Source organism: Cricetibacter osteomyelitidis (assembly GCF_004340985.1).
In the GTDB taxonomy this organism is placed as follows: Bacteria; Pseudomonadota; Gammaproteobacteria; order Enterobacterales; family Pasteurellaceae; genus Cricetibacter; species Cricetibacter osteomyelitidis.
The window spans coordinates 93,747-112,198 of record NZ_SLYB01000007.1 but is presented as its reverse complement, the minus strand read 5'-3'; the positions used below and the strand labels follow the sequence as shown (position 1 = coordinate 112,198).

The 18,452-nt window shown below is 42.5% G+C and carries 18 protein-coding genes and 1 CRISPR repeat array; of the genes, 8 read left to right on the top strand and 10 right to left on the bottom strand.

The features are described 5' to 3' along the window. Nucleotides 1-437 (top strand): DDE-type integrase/transposase/recombinase (locus EDC44_RS05080; protein ID WP_131976023.1); only part of this gene is annotated, 437 nt, incomplete at its 5' end. 65 nt (nt 438-502) lie between these two features. Continuing rightward, nucleotides 503-797: direct repeats of the CRISPR family, unit length 32 nt; unit sequence CTCGCACCTTTCACGGGTGCGTGAGTTGAAAC. A gap of 127 nt (nt 798-924) precedes the next feature. Here the strand turns inward: EDC44_RS05080 and EDC44_RS05075 are convergent. The 7 genes from EDC44_RS05075 to EDC44_RS05045 all read right to left on the bottom strand — a co-directional run bounded on the left by EDC44_RS05075 (nt 925) and on the right by EDC44_RS05045 (nt 9,716). Then, nucleotides 925-2,265: a replication-associated recombination protein A gene (locus tag EDC44_RS05075; RefSeq protein ID WP_131976021.1), complete on the bottom strand. Its 1,341-nt coding sequence runs from the start codon at nt 2,263-2,265 to the stop codon at nt 925-927. Nucleotides 2,266-2,292: 27 nt separating this feature from the next. Then, the gene (lolA, locus tag EDC44_RS05070) at nt 2,293-2,913 is read right to left on the bottom strand and encodes an outer membrane lipoprotein periplasmic chaperone LolA (protein WP_131976019.1); all 621 of its coding nucleotides are present in this window, start codon (nt 2,911-2,913) and stop codon (nt 2,293-2,295) included. Nucleotides 2,914-2,935: 22 nt separating this feature from the next. Next, nucleotides 2,936-5,797 carry a DNA translocase FtsK gene (locus EDC44_RS05065; protein ID WP_131976017.1) on the bottom strand — a complete coding sequence of 954 codons (2,862 nt, stop codon included), beginning with the start codon at nt 5,795-5,797 and terminating at the stop codon, nt 2,936-2,938. A 1-nt stretch (nt 5,798) separates the two neighbouring features. Continuing rightward, the gene (gene lrp, locus EDC44_RS05060; RefSeq protein WP_131976015.1) at nt 5,799-6,275 is read right to left on the bottom strand and encodes a leucine-responsive transcriptional regulator Lrp; all 477 of its coding nucleotides are present in this window, start codon (nt 6,273-6,275) and stop codon (nt 5,799-5,801) included. Nucleotides 6,276-6,360: 85 nt separating this feature from the next. Beyond that, complete coding sequence (locus EDC44_RS05055) at nt 6,361-7,245, bottom strand: DMT family transporter (RefSeq protein WP_131976013.1); 885 nt, start codon at nt 7,243-7,245, stop codon at nt 6,361-6,363. A gap of 8 nt (nt 7,246-7,253) precedes the next feature. Beyond that, the gene (radA, locus tag EDC44_RS05050; RefSeq protein WP_131976011.1) at nt 7,254-8,630 is read right to left on the bottom strand and encodes a DNA repair protein RadA; all 1,377 of its coding nucleotides are present in this window, start codon (nt 8,628-8,630) and stop codon (nt 7,254-7,256) included. Nucleotides 8,631-8,639: 9 nt separating this feature from the next. Then, entirely contained in the window at nt 8,640-9,716 is a 1,077-nt protein-coding gene (locus EDC44_RS05045) for a CYTH domain-containing protein (protein ID WP_131976009.1), read from the bottom strand. A gap of 203 nt (nt 9,717-9,919) precedes the next feature. Between EDC44_RS05045 and EDC44_RS05040 the strand changes: the two genes are divergently transcribed. The 4 genes from EDC44_RS05040 to EDC44_RS05025 all read left to right on the top strand — a co-directional run bounded on the left by EDC44_RS05040 (nt 9,920) and on the right by EDC44_RS05025 (nt 13,847). Then, complete coding sequence (locus EDC44_RS05040; RefSeq protein ID WP_131976007.1) at nt 9,920-10,600, top strand: TIGR00153 family protein; 681 nt, start codon at nt 9,920-9,922, stop codon at nt 10,598-10,600. Nucleotides 10,601-10,628: 28 nt separating this feature from the next. Further along, nucleotides 10,629-11,891 carry an inorganic phosphate transporter gene (locus tag EDC44_RS05035; RefSeq protein WP_131976005.1) on the top strand — a complete coding sequence of 421 codons (1,263 nt, stop codon included), beginning with the start codon at nt 10,629-10,631 and terminating at the stop codon, nt 11,889-11,891. Between the two features lie 81 nt (nt 11,892-11,972). After that, a complete protein-coding gene (locus tag EDC44_RS05030) occupies nt 11,973-12,587 on the top strand; it encodes a TIGR04211 family SH3 domain-containing protein (protein ID WP_131976003.1) in 615 nt (204 codons plus the stop codon). 6 nt (nt 12,588-12,593) lie between these two features. Then, nucleotides 12,594-13,847, top strand: coding sequence for a multifunctional CCA addition/repair protein (locus EDC44_RS05025; protein ID WP_131976001.1), 1,254 nt, complete (start codon nt 12,594-12,596; stop codon nt 13,845-13,847). A 147-nt stretch (nt 13,848-13,994) separates the two neighbouring features. On the opposite strand, the gene recR is transcribed toward EDC44_RS05025, so the two are convergent. From recR to mdh, 3 genes are all read right to left on the bottom strand, one after another. Beyond that, nucleotides 13,995-14,597, bottom strand: a complete 603-nt coding sequence (recR, locus tag EDC44_RS05020; RefSeq protein ID WP_131975999.1) for a recombination mediator RecR — start codon at nt 14,595-14,597, stop codon at nt 13,995-13,997. A gap of 47 nt (nt 14,598-14,644) precedes the next feature. Next, nucleotides 14,645-14,974 carry a YbaB/EbfC family nucleoid-associated protein gene (locus EDC44_RS05015; RefSeq protein WP_131975997.1) on the bottom strand — a complete coding sequence of 110 codons (330 nt, stop codon included), beginning with the start codon at nt 14,972-14,974 and terminating at the stop codon, nt 14,645-14,647. A 122-nt stretch (nt 14,975-15,096) separates the two neighbouring features. Beyond that, entirely contained in the window at nt 15,097-16,032 is a 936-nt protein-coding gene (mdh, locus tag EDC44_RS05010; protein WP_131975995.1) for a malate dehydrogenase, read from the bottom strand. Between the two features lie 298 nt (nt 16,033-16,330). Here mdh and mlaF point away from each other — a divergent pair, with 298 nt between their 5' ends. From mlaF to mlaD, 3 genes are read left to right on the top strand one after another with little or no spacing between them, the layout of a single operon-like run. Next, nucleotides 16,331-17,125 carry a phospholipid ABC transporter ATP-binding protein MlaF gene (gene mlaF, locus EDC44_RS05005; RefSeq protein WP_131975993.1) on the top strand — a complete coding sequence of 265 codons (795 nt, stop codon included), beginning with the start codon at nt 16,331-16,333 and terminating at the stop codon, nt 17,123-17,125. Next, entirely contained in the window at nt 17,122-17,904 is a 783-nt protein-coding gene (gene mlaE / locus EDC44_RS05000) for a lipid asymmetry maintenance ABC transporter permease subunit MlaE (RefSeq protein ID WP_131975991.1), read from the top strand. Before mlaF ends, mlaE begins: the two co-directional genes overlap by 4 nt. Nucleotides 17,905-17,928: 24 nt before the next feature. Then, entirely contained in the window at nt 17,929-18,447 is a 519-nt protein-coding gene (gene mlaD / locus EDC44_RS04995; protein ID WP_131975989.1) for an outer membrane lipid asymmetry maintenance protein MlaD, read from the top strand. Nucleotides 18,448-18,452 lie beyond the last annotated feature (5 nt).

The following is an 18,452-nucleotide window of genomic DNA, read 5'->3' as shown; positions in this document are numbered from 1 at the left end:
ATACCACTTATGTGAGAGTGAATGGTGTATGGTGCTATTTAGCGATAGTGATTAATTTACGCAATCGACAGCTGATAGGGTGGAAAATGAGTCGTTACCATGATGCACAATTGGTTGTTGATGCATTAAATTACGCCGTGCTGCGTATAAAGCCAACAACCACTATGCTTTTTCATTCCGATCAGGGAAGTATCTACGGTAGCAAACTCTTTACGCAATGCGTGCAAAGGCATGGGTTAGTACAAAGTATGAGCCATCGAGGTAACTGTTGGGATAATGCGCCAACGGAACGTTGGTTCAGAAGTTTTAAATATGAATGGATGTTGGAAAACTATCCTTCATTTGAAAGCTCGGTAGCGGACACGAAAGATTACATTATGTATTATAATTATGCTCGTCCGCATCAATATCTTGATGGACTCACTCCGATTATTTAAAAACAACCTATCAGGGACTGAAAAATTTGTTGACCACTACACAGACGGTAGGACTATAAATGAAACTCGCACCTTTCACGGGTGCGTGAGTTGAAACCAGTTGCCACTCAATAAATCGGATAAATTCTGATCTCGCACCTTTCACGGGTGCGTGAGTTGAAACGCCCTGATACGGTGCTGAAAGTCCGTGAGGGAGCTCGCACCTTTCACGGGTGCGTGAGTTGAAACCAAGTATTTTTGGTGATTTTACTTGCTGCGGTTAGCTCGCACCTTTCACGGGTGCGTGAGTTGAAACTCGCAGGCATTCTCATAACGCGCCCACAATGCACTCGCACCTTTCACGGGTGCGTAGATTGAAACAATAAAGAAAGGAAAGTCAAATCAACTATGAGTGAAACACTTTAAATTTGAAACAAAAAAACAAATTTCTAACAGACATAGAAAGTAAAATTATAATATGGTATTGAAACTCATTTTTCGTAAATATCTACTTATACCGTTTCTTATCACTTGCAGCATCTTGCTGTCGTAGCCAATCCAATTTTTCTTTGATTTTGCTTTCCATACCGCGGTTGGTTGGGAAATAGTATTGGTTGTCTTTGAGTGGTTCGGGAAAATAATTTTCGCCTGCTGCATAGGCATTGGGTTCAAAATGGGCATAGCGGTATTCTTGGCCGAAACCTAATTCTTTCATTAAATTGGTTGGGGCATTGCGTAAATGCACAGGCACATCGTAATCAGGGCTTTCTTTGGCTTGTTTTTTTGCTGCATTGAACGCTTCATACACCGCATTACTTTTCGGTGCAATCGCAAGATAAATGATCGCTTGAGCAATGGCTCGTTCGCCTTCATAAGCCCCAACGCGGGTGAAACAATCCCAAGCGGCAATCGCCACTTGCATTGCCCGCGGATCCGCATTGCCGATATCTTCCGATGCTATAGCCAATAAACGGCGTGCCACATATAAGGGATCGCCGCCTGCAGTGATAATACGGGCATACCAGTATAATGCAGCATCCGGTGCTGAACCACGCACGGATTTATGCAGGGCAGAAATGAGATCATAGAAACGATCTCCGCCTTTATCAAAGCGGGCTTGACGTTCACCCAGCACTTCCGTAAGCAAAGTGCGGTCTAAATTTTTGCCATTTTCTGTTTCATCTGCCATATCCGCCATTAATTCCAAGCAATTCAAAGCAAGGCGAGCATCGCCGTTGACATATTCCGCTAAGTCATGCAATAAATTTTCTTGTAAAATCAACCGCTCTTTGCCTAAACCACGTTCTTTATCATTAATCGCTTGCTGTAATATCCGTTCGATATCCTGTACGGTTAAAGGTCGCAAAACATACACTCTGGCTCGTGAGAGCAAAGCATTATTTAATTCAAAAGAGGGATTTTCCGTGGTGGCACCGATAAAAATAATGGTGCCATCTTCAATATGGGGCAGGAAAGCATCTTGTTGGCTTTTGTTAAAACGATGGACTTCGTCCACAAAAAGGATAGTACGACGATCTGCCAGACTGTTTTGTTTCGCCCGTTCAATGGCTTCTCGAATTTCTTTAATGCCACTAGTCACCGCAGAAATTCGTTCCACTTCCGCGTTAATACGTTGGGCAATAATTTCCGCCAAGGTGGTTTTACCCGTACCCGGCGGCCCCCAGAAAATCATTGAATGAATATGTCCCGCTTCAACTGCTTTGCGTAATGGTTTTCCCTGCCCTACTAAATGTTGCTGACCGCAATATTGGTCAAGATTAGTCGGTCTCATTCTCGCCGCTAAAGGACGAAAATCGTTTTCTGCAAAATCAAAACTCAAGTTAGACATATCTGCCTTCAATTATTTTCTGATCGTTTATTTTTTCTTACGTTGATCGTCAAATTCTACGCCTTTCGGTACGTTGAATTTAAATAAATCATTAGATAACGCCGCGTTGTTGATATTACGTAATACATAAAGATTACTTTGACCGTCTTTTTCAATGGTGCTGAAACCTTTTAACACGCCGTTGGCATCAATTCGCACATCAAACTGGCGGATATTGCTGTTTTTTACTTTTGGTTTTAACACAAAAGTATCGGTTTTTTGTTCCACGGAATATTGATTCCAGTAATTTTTATCGTTGCCGGTTAATAACACAAACGGTGTGTTATTAATGGCATCGCTCATCCAATTGGCGGTCACTTGTTCCACAAAAGGATCGTAGAACCATAAGGTTTTACCGTCTGCAATAATTTGGGTTTCTTGTGGAGTTTTAGTATCCATACGGAACAAATTCGGGCGTTTAATTTGGAATTTGCCGGAACCCTGTTGCACATTTTTGCCGTTAGCAGAACTCACGGTTTGGCTGAAATCTGCCGTTAAATTATTGATTTTCTGCAAACGGCTTTGCAATTCGCTACTCGCATCTGCCCATACTAATGGGCTTGCTAATAATGTTAAAAGTGCGGTCGTTTTTAAAATTGTTTTTTTCATTACTACTTTTCTTTTTAAATAATTAATAATCCACTGGCGTACGAGATAATAATTCCCGTTTGCCGTTACGCATTTCGGACACAATGCCTTGCATTTCAAGCTGTTCCATAATATTAGCGGCTCGGTTGAAGCCGACTTTTAATCGGCGTTGTAAGAATGATGTTGATGTCATTCCCGTGCTGACGACAATTTCTACCGCTTTATCAAATAACGGGTCTAATTCATCATCACTATTGCCCACAAAATCATCATCACCACCGCTCATATCATCCTCATCGACAAATTCTAAAATACTGTCGATATATTCCGGTTTACCACGAGCACGCCATTCGTCGGCAATTTTGCCCACTTCCGCATCACTCATAAAAGCACCGTGAATACGAATCAGATCACTTGAACCTTGTCCGGAATACAGCATATCTCCTTTGCCTAGCAAACTTTCCGCACCACCTTGATCCAAAATAGTACGAGAGTCAATTTTACTTGCTACCGTAAAGGCAATTCGGCTTGGAATATTTGCTTTGATCAAACCCGTGATTACATCTACGGACGGACGCTGAGTGGCTAAAATCAAGTGAATCCCCACGGCACGGGCTTTTTGGGCGATACGGGCGATAAATTCTTCCACTTGTTTGCCTGCAACCATCATTAAATCCGCAAATTCATCGACGATCACGACAATATAACTCAATTTTTCCAATGCCGGCGGCAGAGTATCCATCGTATCGCCCGGTTTCCAAATCGGATTCGGAATCGGTAAATTCATGGCAGCAGCTTCGTCAATTTTTTCGTTATATCCCTCTATATTACGTACACGCAAGGCGGCCAATAACAAATAGCGACGTTCCATTTCTTCCACGCACCAACGCAAGGCATTGGCGGCTTTTTTCATATCGGTTACCACCGGCGTAAGTAAATGCGGGATACCATCGTAAATGGATAATTCCACCACTTTCGGGTCAATCATGATGAATTTCATTTGTTCCGGCTTGAGCTTAAATAACAAACTTAAAATCATCGTATTAACACCTACGGATTTCCCCGATCCGGTCGAACCCGCTACTAATAAATGCGGTGTTTTGGCTAAATCGATCACCACCGGTTTACCGCTGATATCTTTACCCAATGCCATTGGCAATAATGCGTTGGAATGGCTAAATTCATTACAATCCAACACGTCACGCAGCGGCACGATTTGGCGATGGCGGTTCGGCGTTTCCAAACCGATATAAGGCTTGCCAGGGATCACTTCTGCCACTCGGATCGCTTTAAAGGTTAATGCCCGCGCTAAATCCGTTTCAATACTGGTGACTTTGGATGCTTTGACACCGGCTTGCAGTTCAAGTTCATAACGCGTGACTACGGGACCGACTAACACGTCTTTTACTGTAGCGTTAACCTTAAAGTTACGTAACTGTTGTTCGATTTTATGAGATGTTCCAATAATTTCTTGCTCTGTGACAGCGTTGGTTTGCACAGGCATTTTTTCTAATAAATCTACACTCGGTAACGGTGTTGTGGGTTTAATGATATTCACAGGTGTCGGTTGTAGCAACGGATGTAATAACGTGTTTTCATAAGGCTTATATTCAGGCTGCTTTTTAACAGGTTCGGCGATTTCAGACGACTTATTTTCTTGCGGTAAAATCACTTTTAACACATCCTGCTCGCCCATGGCTTTTGCACGGCTTTCCAACTCTCGCAATTTTTGCTGTTCTTGTGCTTTAAATTGCTCCGCCAGATAGCCGTGTTCGCTTTGATCTGTTTCATCATCGTTGAAATCATACATCGGCGTATTATTTGCCATGGCCAATTTTACTGTCGGCATCACTTCATTTACCACAGCATTATTACTTGTGATTTGTTGTACATCGGCAACGGTCACAATATCATTTGGCGACAAAATTTGCGGCTCTCTTTGCGATAAGTGCGGTAGGTTTTCCGATAGATTTTTACTTTCATCGGTTACAATAGTTACAATCGGTAACGCTGTGTTTTGCTCAATATTGTAGCCGTTAAAGAGCGGAGCTTTCATTGATTGATCAATAACGCTGTTAGCTTCCAGCCGATCCTCATCAATACGCACTGCCGGTGATAAACCAAAAATTTCCGGTTTTGTGAAATTTTCAATATTCACTAATTCATCATCTTCATCGTCATTATTCGATCCGATGTTTTGTTCATCAGTTTCATCTTTTTCAGTGATTTGCGATGCCGGCAATGGATGCACCAGCGGATCTAAGGTAATTTCTTCAGCCGTAATTTCCTCTAATTCTTGCGGTACTTGCAGCTCCTTTTTTTTCTCGCTTTCAGGTTCGTTTTTAATCATTAACCAGCGGTAAACTTTCATCATAAAGTTAATTAATGCTGTGCCGGAACATAGCATAAAACCAATTCCACTCAGTACCAATGCCAACAAAATCACACCGAATTTATTGAGCATAGGCACTAAAAAGTTTGCAATAATTCCCCCTAATGTCCCACCAGCTAAATAATCCACAGCACCGGGGAGAGATAAGCTAGATAAGGTGGTCAAACCGAGCAATAAAAGACAAAAGCCCCCCACAAATACGCCCACTTGCGACCAACTTAAATAATCCGCTCGTTTACTGCGAATAAAATAAATCGGTGCAATGAATAGTACAAAAGGAATCAAATTTCCCACTCGGCCGAATAAAGAAAAAAATAAATCAATAATCCACGCCCCCAATGCTCCGGCTTTGTTAATAGTTTCCGTTTGATAACTGGATACCGACCAAGCATTATCCAAAGGGCTATAACCCGCCCATGCAATGACTAAATACAAGCCAAACAAGGTCATCACACCGAGTAAAAATTCTACTAAATATTGTTTTGGGGTAAATCGTTTAATTCGTTCTATCATATTATTTTAATTGTAAAAAATTCGTTTGTTTCACTTCTTCCATCACTACATAAGTGCGGGTATCATTTACACCGGGCAGACGCAATAAGGTGGTGCCAAGCAATTTACGGTATGCCGCCATATCCGCCACGCGAGTTTTAAGCAGATAGTCAAAATCACCGGACACTAGATGACATTCTTGAATTTCATCCAATGCCTGCACTGCTGCATTAAATTCTTCAAACACATCCGGTTTACCGCGGATTAAGGTGATTTCCACCAGCACCAGCAACGGGGCATTGAGCAACTCAGGATTCAACAAAGCTCGATAACCCATTATAATTCCTTGCTTTTCCAGGCGTTTCACCCGTTCCAAACAAGGCGTAGGGGACAGTCCCACTTTCTTAGACAAATCAATATTGGAAATTTTACCATTTTGTTGCAATTCATTTAGAATTTTTATATCAATGGCATCTAATGCTTTAATTTTACGATCCATTTTATTTTCTCCAAATAACAAGTCATTTCACACGGTGGGTGAAAAGTTAGGACAAAAAACTGATTATATACTATTTTCCAGCATTTTATTTGCTTTTAGGTTTAAATGACCCTAAATAAATTGCCGCCATTGTGAGTAATGCTCCAAACCACTGCATTGCGTTAATGGTTTTGCCTAAAAAGAAATAGTCGATCAACAAGGCTGCAACAGGTTCGGAGAGCAACAATAAGCCTGTTAATCCCAACGATAACAATGGGATCGCATAAGCGATCAATCCCCAGGCGAAACATTGCATTACTGCACCGTAAACTAAAATCCATCCTACTTGTGCCCAAGTAGCCGGCAGAATTTTGCCCCAGTCTAAAATTAATGTCGGGATAATCAAAGAGAGCATTCCGCCAATGCTGATAAGCAACATCAACGGAAAAATTTGTGTTTTTTCCACTTCGTGGGTTTTACGCACGAATACCATAGACAACGCCAGCATAAAGCCGGATAGCACACCGCTAATAAAACCCCAAAGTGCGGTATCATTATGAGAAAATTCCGGACTACCAATGAAAGCCACACCAGCTACTGCCAAAAACAAACCGAACGCCTGCACTTTGCTTTGTCGTTCGTTAAACCAAATAAACCCGATAGCAGAAAGCCAGAAAATTTGCAGGCTGTTCAATAAAGTGGAAATCCCCGGTCCGACGGCATAAATACTTTCATGCCAAAAGGCCAAATCAAAAGCTAAAAACAATCCGGCGATTAAAGCATAATTTTTGGCTTTGCGGGAACGGGGAAAGTGCTGACCGAATAAACGACTTAAGAATAAAAAGATCATTGCCGCTACAAGCAGTCGCCAAAAAGCGATAGCATAAGCTCCGACTGACACGGAGGCTACAATAATACTGCCTAAACCGAATACCACACAGCCGATCACCAATAATACGGCGGCGGAAGTTTTCGATCTTATATCAAACATTTTAATTCCTAAAAATTATCCAATATGGTTAAAGCATCACTTAACTTTTTCACGGTAAAAACCTGCATATTTTCCACCGCACTTTTCGGGCGGTTGGCATAGGGCACTATCGCTCGTTTAAAACCATGTTTTGCCGCTTCATAAATACGTTCCTGACCGCTCGGCACAGGGCGGATTTCACCAGCTAAGCCCACTTCACCGAACACGACCAAATCTTGCGGTAACGGGCGATTGCGGAAGCTGGAAATCAAGGCAAGCAATAAGGCCAGATCCGCCCCGGTTTCGGTGACTTTCACGCCGCCCACCACATTGACAAACACATCTTGATCAGACATTTGCAATCCGCCGTGGCGGTGCAATACGGCAAGCAGTAAAGCCAAGCGGTTTTGCTCTAATCCCACGGCCACACGGCGCGGATTGGCGAGCATAGAATGATCTGCCAAGGCTTGAATTTCCACCAACAGCGGACGTGTCCCTTCCCACAGCACCATTACAGAACTGCCGGAGGTTTGTTCATCACCACGACTTAAAAAGATTGCCGACGGGTTTTTCACCTCCCGCAAACCTTGCTCGGTCATTGCAAACACACCAAGCTCATTCACTGCTCCAAAACGGTTTTTATGGCTGCGTAAGGTGCGATAACGGGAATCCGTTTCCCCTTCCAGTAATAACGAACAGTCAATCACGTGTTCCAACACTTTTGGTCCCGCCAATGTACCGTCTTTGGTGACGTGCCCCACCATTACAATGGCGGTTTGGCGGTTTTTGGCGTAACGGGTCAGAAAAGAAGCACATTCCCGCACTTGAGCTACACTGCCGGGAGACGATTGAATATCCGCCAGGTGCATCACCTGAATCGAGTCGATGACAATAATTTGCGGTTTGAGTTGATCCGCTAAGTTACAAATCTGTTCGACGGATGTTTCCGACAACATTTGCAGTTTATCCGTCGGTAAGCCCAAACGATTCGCCCGCATGGCCACCTGTTGCAAAGATTCTTCACCGGTCACATAAAGTGCGGTCATATTTTGCGATAATCCGCACATCACTTGTAGCAATAACGTGGATTTTCCTGCCCCCGGATGTCCGCCGATCAAAATCGCCGATCCCGGTACAATACCGCCGCCCAGTACGCGATCCAATTCATTAAACCCACTGGTAAAACGAGGGGTTTCCTGCAAACTGATATCTGACAGCGTTTGAATTTTAGATTGCGTTTCGCCCGCATAACCGCTGAAACGCTCATTTTTTACAGATTTTGCCGAAACTAACCGCACTTCGCTGATGGTATTCCATGCCTTACAGGCTGAACATTGTCCCTGCCAACGGGCATATTCCGCGCCGCAATCACTACAGACATAAGCGGTTTTTGGTGCTTTTGCCATTTTTCAATCCTATTTTATCGTCATCCGAATCAATCCGATCAATCGGTTGATATATCGCCCTAAATGCAAGATTTCAATGAGTTTTTCCATTGCCAATTGGTTATTTTTGCTTTCACTGTGGAGACGGATAATGTCTTTAATATGATCCAGCAAGCGGGCATTGGAATCCACAAGTTCCTGCACCGTTTGTTCATCTGCTTGATCGTTACCTTTTTCTTGCTGTTCGGTTAGTGTAGCAGTCAGTAACCGACCGTTTTCACTATAGTAATGGTAAAGGTTGAAAAATGCCCCGATGCGTTCCACTGTACGCAGAAAATCCTGCGCAAAATAATCGGCACCGAATTGTACGGTTTCTTCGATAAGCTGTTGTTCGTGTTGGAAAAGTGCGGTTAAAATTTCACTTGGATTAACCGCATTTTGTTCAAGATCCAACACGTTTTTCCATTTTTCTAACCATTCAATCGGTTTTATCAAGCCGTTATCCGCTAATAAATAACCCCGCTTTGCTTTGCTGACTGAACTTAAACGCACGCCGTCGGTGAGTGTCAAGCCATCTACAAAAGTAAGCAAATCACTGACTTGGCCTTGTTTTATCTCAAATTCTACTTCGCTGACGGCTTGTTGTTTATCGCCCGCTTTGATTTCTCCTTGATCTAACGCCACTTCAATTTCTGCTCCGTTGCCAAATTTGACAATCCATAAAGTGCGGTTAAAATCCGTGCTGAAAATCGGTCTTAACGGCGTGTTTGGCAACGCAAAATCCGCACCTAATTCTTGATGCAAAAAATCAGTGAGTTTGTCTAATTGCGGTTCTGAGGTTTCGAGTGCGGCATTATATTCTGGTCGAATATGCAATCCACCTGTGACTTTGCCGTCGGTTTTTAAGGTCATGGTACATTGTCCGTCTTCCGTACGAACCCGCAAGCCCATTTTATGTTTGGCAAAAAATTGTTGTTCCGTATCATAATAGTAATTGCCAAGTGCGGTCTGTTTTTCGCTTAAAACGCGGTATTCCGATAACTGGCGGCTTAAAAAATCGGCAAATGCTTGATCTACCGATAATTTTAATTCAATTTCATTACTCATATTAATTCCTTTAGGATCAATTCGTTATTTTTATTTCAGATAAAAATAATAACGTGCATTATCGCGTAAAACACATTTTTTTTCGATTAAAATTTGGTAATTCGGTGCTATATCTTGTAAAATTTGCAAAGTTCTTATGGATTTAGTGAGAACTACACGGGTTTTAATCCCATTTTAGATTTTAATTTAACGAGAATATCAATATGGCAATGAATAACATTTTAGGTTTATTCGCTCATTCCCCTTTGAAACCATTGCAAAAGCATTCAGAAAAAGTAACTGAGAGCTGTGCATTATTAATCCCGTTCTTTAATAAAACCTTTGTAGAAGATTGGGATAAAGCTGAAAAATTACGTGCACAAATTTCTGAACTTGAACGCTGTGCAGATACTCTGAAACGTGAAATCCGTTTGAAATTACCACGTGGTTTATTCTTACCTATCGATCGTACCGATTTACTCGAGTTAGTGACTCAATTAGATAAATTGGCAAATATCGCTAAAGATATCGCCGGCCGCATTATCGGTCGTCAACTGATTATTCCTGAAGTGATCCAAGAAGAATTTATTGCTTTCTTACAGCGTAGCTTGGATTCAACCGTACAAGCAAATAAAGTAATCAAAGAAATGGATCAACTGCTGGAAACAGGTTTCCGTGGCCGTGAATTAAATCTGGTCAACGATATGATTAATGAATTAGATTCCATTGAAGATGATACCGATCATATGCAAATTTCCTTACGTCGTGCATTACGTCAAATCGAAACAGAATACAATCCGATTGATATGATGTTCTTATATAAAGTCATTGAGTGGGTCGGTGTATTAGCTGATCAAGCTCAGCGTGTAGGCTCTCGCATCGAACTGATGATTGCCCGCTCGTAATTTTTAACTAATTTAGTAGGAAATAAAGATGGAACTACTTGCTCAATACGGTAATGTTTTTGTTATTATTACGGCTGTGCTAGGGCTGTTGATGGCTTTTGGTATCGGTGCGAACGATGTATCTAATGCAATGGGAACATCTGTCGGTTCCGGTACGGTGACAGCGAAACAGGCTATTTTTATTGCAATGATCTTTGAATTCGCCGGTGCCTATCTTGCCGGCGGTGAAGTGACCGAAACCATTAAAAGCGGCATTATCGATCCCACTGAATTTGTAAGTACACCGGATATTTTAGTGCTCGGTATGATGTCCGCATTAGGTGCGGCAGGGTTATGGTTATTGATTGCATCACGTATGGGATGGCCGGTATCTACCACACACTCAATTATCGGGGCGATTATTGGGTTTGCCTGTGTCACCGTTGGGGCTCATACGGTACAATGGGAAGAAATCGGTAATATCGTCGGTAGTTGGTTTATTACCCCGTTTGTCGCCGGTATTATTGCCTATGCGATTTTTATGAGTACGCAAAAGCTGATTTTCGATACCGAGACGCCATTACAAAACGCTAAAAAATACGGTCCGTTTTATATGGGATTAACGGCGTTCATCCTAAGTATTGTCACAATGAAAAAAGGTTTAAAGCATGTTGGTTTAAACTTAAGCAACTCTGAAACTTTCTTAGTCTCACTAACGATTGCTATCGTTGCTATTGTGATTTGCTATTTCTATTTACGCAGTAAATCCTTTGAAAAACGAATGCAGGGCGGTACATTCGGCGGTGTGGAAAAAGTATTCAGTATCTTAATGTTGCTTACCGCCTGTTCAATGGCATTCGCTCACGGTTCAAACGATGTTGCAAATGCAATCGGGCCTGTTTCTGCGGTGGTTTCCATTATTCAGCATAACGGTGAAATCGTTGCTAAAAGCCAGCTTGTTTGGTGGATCCTGCCATTAGGTGCGGTGGGTATTGTGCTGGGTATGGCTGTGATGGGTTATAAAGTAATGGGCACTATCGGTACCGGTATCACCGATTTAACCCCAAGCCGCGGTTTTTCAGCGGAATTCGCCTGTGCGATCACCGTGGTTGTCGCATCAGGAACCGGTTTACCGATCTCCACCACACAAACCTTAGTGGGTGCGGTATTAGGGGTTGGTTTTGCTCGCGGTATCGCAGCATTGAACCTTACCGTTATCCGCAACATCGTGACATCTTGGGTGGTAACATTACCGGCCGGAGCATTACTTTCTATCACCATTTACTCAATCCTTAGTGCTATCTTTCACTAAGAATTAATACAAAATCATCCAAAAGTGCGGTAAAATCTACCGCACTTTTCTTTTTTATTATGGTAATCAAGGGAAATCTTAATGCAAAAATTAGCTAAAATCTTATTTTCTTGTGCGGCTTTCGCACTTTCCGTTCAAACGGTACAAGCTGCTGAAACAAAATATGTGACGGAAAATCTCAACACCTATTTACGCAAAGGTGCGGGCGATAATTTTAAGATTGCCGGTGCAATTCAATCCGGCACTGCTGTAACCGTGCTGGAAAAACGTGAACGTTATAGTTTAATCCGCGACGATCGTAACCGTGAAGCCTGGATTTTAAATAGCGAATTAAGTGATACACCAAGCAGTAAAATAGAAAATCCCCGCTTGCGTAATCAAGTACAAGAATTAAGTTTAAAGCTCAGCAAAATTGATGCGGATTGGCAGCAACGCACCAATGAAATGCAGCGTCGCACCAAACAATCAGAACAACAAAGCAGCGAATTATTAGAACAAAATTCTCAATTAAAACGGGAATTAGAAATCTTGAAAAACAAAAACCGTGATTTGGAAGCAATGTTGGATGCCGATAAACGGGAAATCGTAATCCGCTGGTTCATTTACGGCGGCGCGGTATTAGGTGCGGGTTTACTGCTCGGCTTAATCATTCCGTTAATTCTACCAAAACGCCGTCGCAATAACGGTTGGGCATAAATATCAGTGGCTGAATATCAAGTCTATTTAGTGGGCGGAGCGGTACGGGATGCACTGCTCGGCTTGCCGGTGAAAGATCGTGATTGGGTCGTTGTCGGTGCAACCACTAACGATTTACTTGCCGCAGGTTATCAACAAGTAGGCAAAAATTTTCCGGTTTTTCTCAATCCAAACACGAAAGAAGAATATGCTCTTGCCCGCACAGAACGGAAAAACGGCTCAGGTTACACCGGTTTTATTTGCGAATTTTCCCCTGATGTAACGCTGGAAGACGATTTGATCCGACGCGATCTTACCATTAATGCCATTGCACAAGACGAACAAGGCAATTTTATTGATCCTTACGGCGGCATTGCAGATCTCAACAACCGCATTTTACGCCATATTTCAGATGCCTTTATTGAAGATCCGTTGCGCGTATTACGTGTAGCACGATTTGCCGCCCGTTTTTATCCGCAAGGATTTACCATTGCACCGGAAACATTACAATTAATGCAAACCATCAGTCAATCCGGTGAATTAGCATACCTTACCGCCGAGCGGGTTTGGTTGGAAACGGAAAAAGCCCTGAATGAGCAACATCCTGAAGTATATTTTGAAACCTTGCGTAAAGTAGGTGCATTAAATGTGCTGATGCCGGAAATTGATCGGCTATACGGCGTGCCAAATCCTGTCAAGCATCACCCCGAAGTAGATAGCTTTGTTCACACAATGTTGGTATTGCAACAATCCGTATTGCTCACAGAACAAACGGATTTTCACAAAAGTGCGGTACGTTTTGCGGCAATTTGCCACGATCTCGGTAAAAGCTTAACGCCTAAAGATATTCTGCCCCACCACTACGGTCACGAACAACGAGGCATCGTTCCTACCCGCCATTTAAGCAATCGCTTAAAAGTACCTACTTATATAAAAGAGTTAGCCTTACTGACGTGCAAATATCACACGCACATTCACAAGGCCTTTGAACTGCGACCGAAAACGGTGTTGAATCTGTTTAACAGTTTAGATGTATGGCGAAAACCCCAACGTTTTCAAGAATTAATGCTGGTCTGCTTGGCTGACACCCGCGGTCGCACAGGATTTGAACAAAAAGATTATCCGCAGCACGATTATCTCTGGCAATGCTATCTCGTCGCTAATGCCGTGGATGTGCAACAGGTGATCGCCGACGGATTCCAACAAAAAGGCATTCGGGATGAATTAAACCGCCGTCGAGCGCGGGTAATTGAGGAAATGAAAGCGAAATATGCAGAATAGTCGTTATTTTTTATACTTTGGCTTGAGCTACATTATAAACTTCACTATTTTCTCTACGACTAACCGTTAAAAGCAGAATATAAATTTGCCATCGTCATTCTCTTATTTATGTTTAAATTGTAAAACATAAGCAATTTATTTACCGAGCTATCCCAAACTCCGCCGCCCTAAAAACGAATGAGTCAACGTAGTGCCATCCACCATTTCCAGCTCACCGCCTACCGGAATACCATGAGCAATACGGCTGACATTAATATTATTTTGTAAACAGATTTCAGCGATATAGTTTGCTGTGGCATCACCTTCAACAGTGGGATTAGTTGCTAAAATTACTTCATTGAAATCTTCCGTTTCCAGGCGTTGTTGTAACTGATCCAAGCCGATTTCCCTTGGACCTATGCCATCTAACGGCGATAAATGCCCCATTAGTACAAAATAACGACCGGAAAATTGCCCGGTTTGTTCAATAGCCTGAATATCAGCAGGCATTTCCACAACGCAAAGCAATTTGCTGTTTTGACGACGTGGATTATTGCAAATGGTACAAACATCTTCTTCGGTAAAAGTGCGGCATTGTTCGCAATGACCGATTTTTGACATCGCATCCGTTAAGGCACGAGCCAAATTCATACCGCCATTGCGATCACGTTGTAATAGTTGATATGCCATTCGTTGTGCTGATTTCGGCCCCACGCCCGGTAAACAGCGTAACGCTTCAATAAGATTTTCTAAAAGTGGACTGGTTTGCATAATAATGTAGGACACCATATGATGGTGCCCGAGTGATGTGGTTTAAATTAAAACGGCATTTTAAATCCCGGCGGTAATGGCATACCGGCGGTAACGGATGACATTTTTTCTTTTTGCAATTCTTCCGCACGACGCAAGGCATCGTTAAATGCGGCGGCAACTAAATCTTCTACCATTTCTTTATCGTCTTCCATTAAAGAAGGATCGATTTCAATACGACGGCAGTTATGAGCCCCGTTAATTGTCACTTTCACCAAGCCGGCACCGGATTCACCGGTGACTTCCAATTGTGCAATTTCTTCTTGCATTTTTTGCATACGTTCTTGCATTTGCTGAGCTTGTTTCATTAAACCGCCCAGACCGCCTTTTCCAAACATAGTTCTCTTCCATTTGTGTTAATAAAAATAAAGTGCGGTTATTTTAACGGAAATTTTTGCCAGTGCAACCAAAAATAAAAAAGCGGCCAAAACCGACCGCTCTTTTGCAGGAACAATAAATATTAACCGTTCACAAATTTTTCGCCTAATTCAATGTCCGCACGTAAAGTCGGCAACATTCCTTCTAAGGCTTCTTGTTCAAATTGTGATAACTGACCGATTGGTAGTAATTCTTCTACTCCGTCTTTGCCTAAACGTACCGGTTGAGCAAAGAAACGGGCATATTTGCCGTCACCTTCCACATAGGTGCAAATCACCGATATTTCGCCGTTTAAGCCTTTTAAGACCGCACGGGCAAAACGGGCGGCAGCCTGAGCCATTGACAGGGTTGCAGATCCGCCGCCCGCTTTTGCTTCAACCACTTCTGTACCGGCATTTTGAATACGTTTGGTCAACGGTGAGATTTCATCTGCATTCCATTCTGCATATTGAACCTGAGAAAGCAACGGCAAAATAGTTACGCCGGAGTGACCGCCGATAACCGGCACGCTGATATTATCCACATCCAAACCTTTTAATTCCGCAATAAACGCCTCGGAACGTAACACATCTAAGGTGGTGACACCAAATAATTTACGTTTGTCATACACACCGGCTTTTTTCAATGTTTCAGCCGCGATAGCCACGGTAGTATTCACCGGATTCGTGATAATACCGATACAGGCTTTCGGGCAGGTTGCCGCAATTTTTTCCACTAAATTACGCACAATGCCTGCATTAATATTGAATAAATCGGAACGATCCATACCCGGTTTACGTGCTACACCCGCCGGGATCAACACTAAATCCGCCCCCTGCAATGCCGGAGTCGGATCATCACCGGTAAAACCTTCTACTTTAATTGCTGTCGGAATATGGCTGACATCTTTTGCCACGCCCGGTGTAACCGGAGCCACATCATATAATGATAATTCGCTGCCTGCCGGTAATTGCAACTTCAATAATAATGATAACGCTTGACCGATACCACCTGCGGCACCCAATACTGCTACTTTCATAGATACTCCTTAAATGATAGAAATTAACTTAAACTAGGTAGATTCTAAAATGCCTGATCAAGAATATCAAATACAAAAGTTCAATTTTGCGATCTAGTGCAAATTTTTGATAAAAAAGTTGCAAAAAATCTGTAAACATAAAAATTTATTTGCTTTTTTAATTTGATTTCGTCAGCTCAAATCCCATTTGTTAACAGTAAAACTTATGAAAAAATCATCATAAACCGGGAACTAAAATTTGACTTTGCTGCCAAATTAGTGGACTATTCGCACTTATTTTATAAACAATAGGATTTTTATGAGTGAGAACTTAATTGAAGTGAAAAATCTCACTTTTAAACGGGGTTCGAGAATTATTTACGACAATCTGAATCTGAAGGTAAAACGCGGTAAAGTGACTGCAATTATGGGACCTTCGGGGATTGGTAAAACCACGTTGTTAAAGCTAATCGGGGGGCAACTGCAACCAGAGCAAGGTGAGATTTTATTTGACGGACAAGATATTTGTTCAATGTCTAATTCGACGTTATACAAAGCCCGTCAGCGAATGGGGATGTTATTCCAGTCAGGAGCATTATTTACGGATATTTCCACCTTTGACAATGTGGCGTTTCCTATTCGTGAACATACGAATTTATCAGAAAATCTGATCCGCAAAGTGGTATTAATGAAACTGGAAGCGGTAGGTTTACGCGGTGCGGCGGAATTAATGCCCTCCGAACTGTCCGGCGGGATGGCAAGACGTGCCGCCTTGGCTCGTGCCATTGCGTTAGATCCGGATTTAATTATGTATGACGAGCCGTTTACCGGACAAGATCCCATTAGCATGGGCGTGATTGTGGATTTAATCAAACGCTTGAATAATGCGTTGCAACTCACATCAGTGGTGGTTTCCCACGATGTAACGGAAGTGCTGAGCATTGCCGATTATGCCTATATTGTTGCGGATAAACGCGTTATCGCCGAAGGCACCGCCGAGCAATTGTTGCAAAGCCAAGATCCGCAAGTGGTACAATTCTTAAACGGTGAAGCGGATGGGCCGGTACATTTCCACTATCCGGCGAAAGATTATATCGGGGAATTGTTTTCATGATAGTGAATTTTATTTCCGCCTTGGGAAGCAGTGCAATCCGCTATTTGCAAGCACTTGGACGAGCAGGTTTTATGCTGTTTGGGGCATTAGTGGGCAAACCGCAAATTCGCAAACACTTCCCATTGTTGGTTAAACAAATGCATGTGCTAGGTGTGCAATCCTTGTTGATTATTATGCTGTCAGGATTGTTTATCGGTATGGTGCTGGGTTTGCAAGGCTATGTTGTGTTGGTGGATTTTTCCGCCGAGACCAGCTTAGGGCAACTTGTGGCGTTATCGCTATTGCGTGAATTAGGCCCGGTTGTGACCGCACTTTTATTTGCGGGTCGTGCCGGTTCTGCGTTGACTGCCGAAATCGGTTTAATGAAAGCTACGGAACAACTTTCAAGTTTAGAAATGATGGCGGTAGATCCGCTACGTCGTGTGATCGCTCCCCGCTTTTGGGCCGGAGTTATCACAATGCCGATTCTTGCTTTCATTTTTACGGCTATCGGTATTTGGGGCGGTTCATTGGTAGGCGTAGATTGGAAAGGTGTGGATGACGGCAGTTTCTGGTCGGTCATGCAAAATTCAGTAAGCTGGAAAACCGATATTTTTTATGCGTTTATTAAGAGCCTATGCTTTGCCATTGTAGTGGTATGGGTAGCGTTATTTAACGGTTATGATGCCGTGCCTACATCGGAAGGTATCAGCAAAGCCACCACCAGAACCGTGGTAAATGCATCATTATTGGTGTTAGGATTAGATTTTGTTTTAACTGCAATGATGTTTGGCGGTTAAAAGAAAAATTATTAGGAAAATTTTATGCGACAAACAATTAAATATGAATTTTGGGTTGGGTTATTTTTATTGCTCGGTATTGGAGCATTAGTGTTCTTAGGGTTGAAAGTAGCCAACGTGCAAGGTTTTAGTGAAACAAAATCTTACTATGTCACTGCAACTTTTGACAATATCGGTGGACTAAAAGTACGTGCCCCATTAAAAATCGGTGGTGTGGTAATCGGTCGTGTAGCAGATATTACTTTAGACGAAAAAAACTACTTGCCAAAAGTCACGATTGCCATTAATGCGGAATATAATAAAATTCCCGATACGAGTTCTTTATCCATCAAAACATCCGGTCTATTAGGCGAACAATATATTTCGTTGAATATCGGCTTTGATGACGGCGAAACCGTAGAAATGTTAAAAGAAGGAGCTAAAATTGAAGATACCAAATCTGCAATGGTGCTTGAAGATCTTATCGGCCAATTCTTATACGGTGATAAAGAGAAAAAAGATGACTCGGCTGAAAGCAACGATGCTGCCGCTGAATCAAAATAATTCGA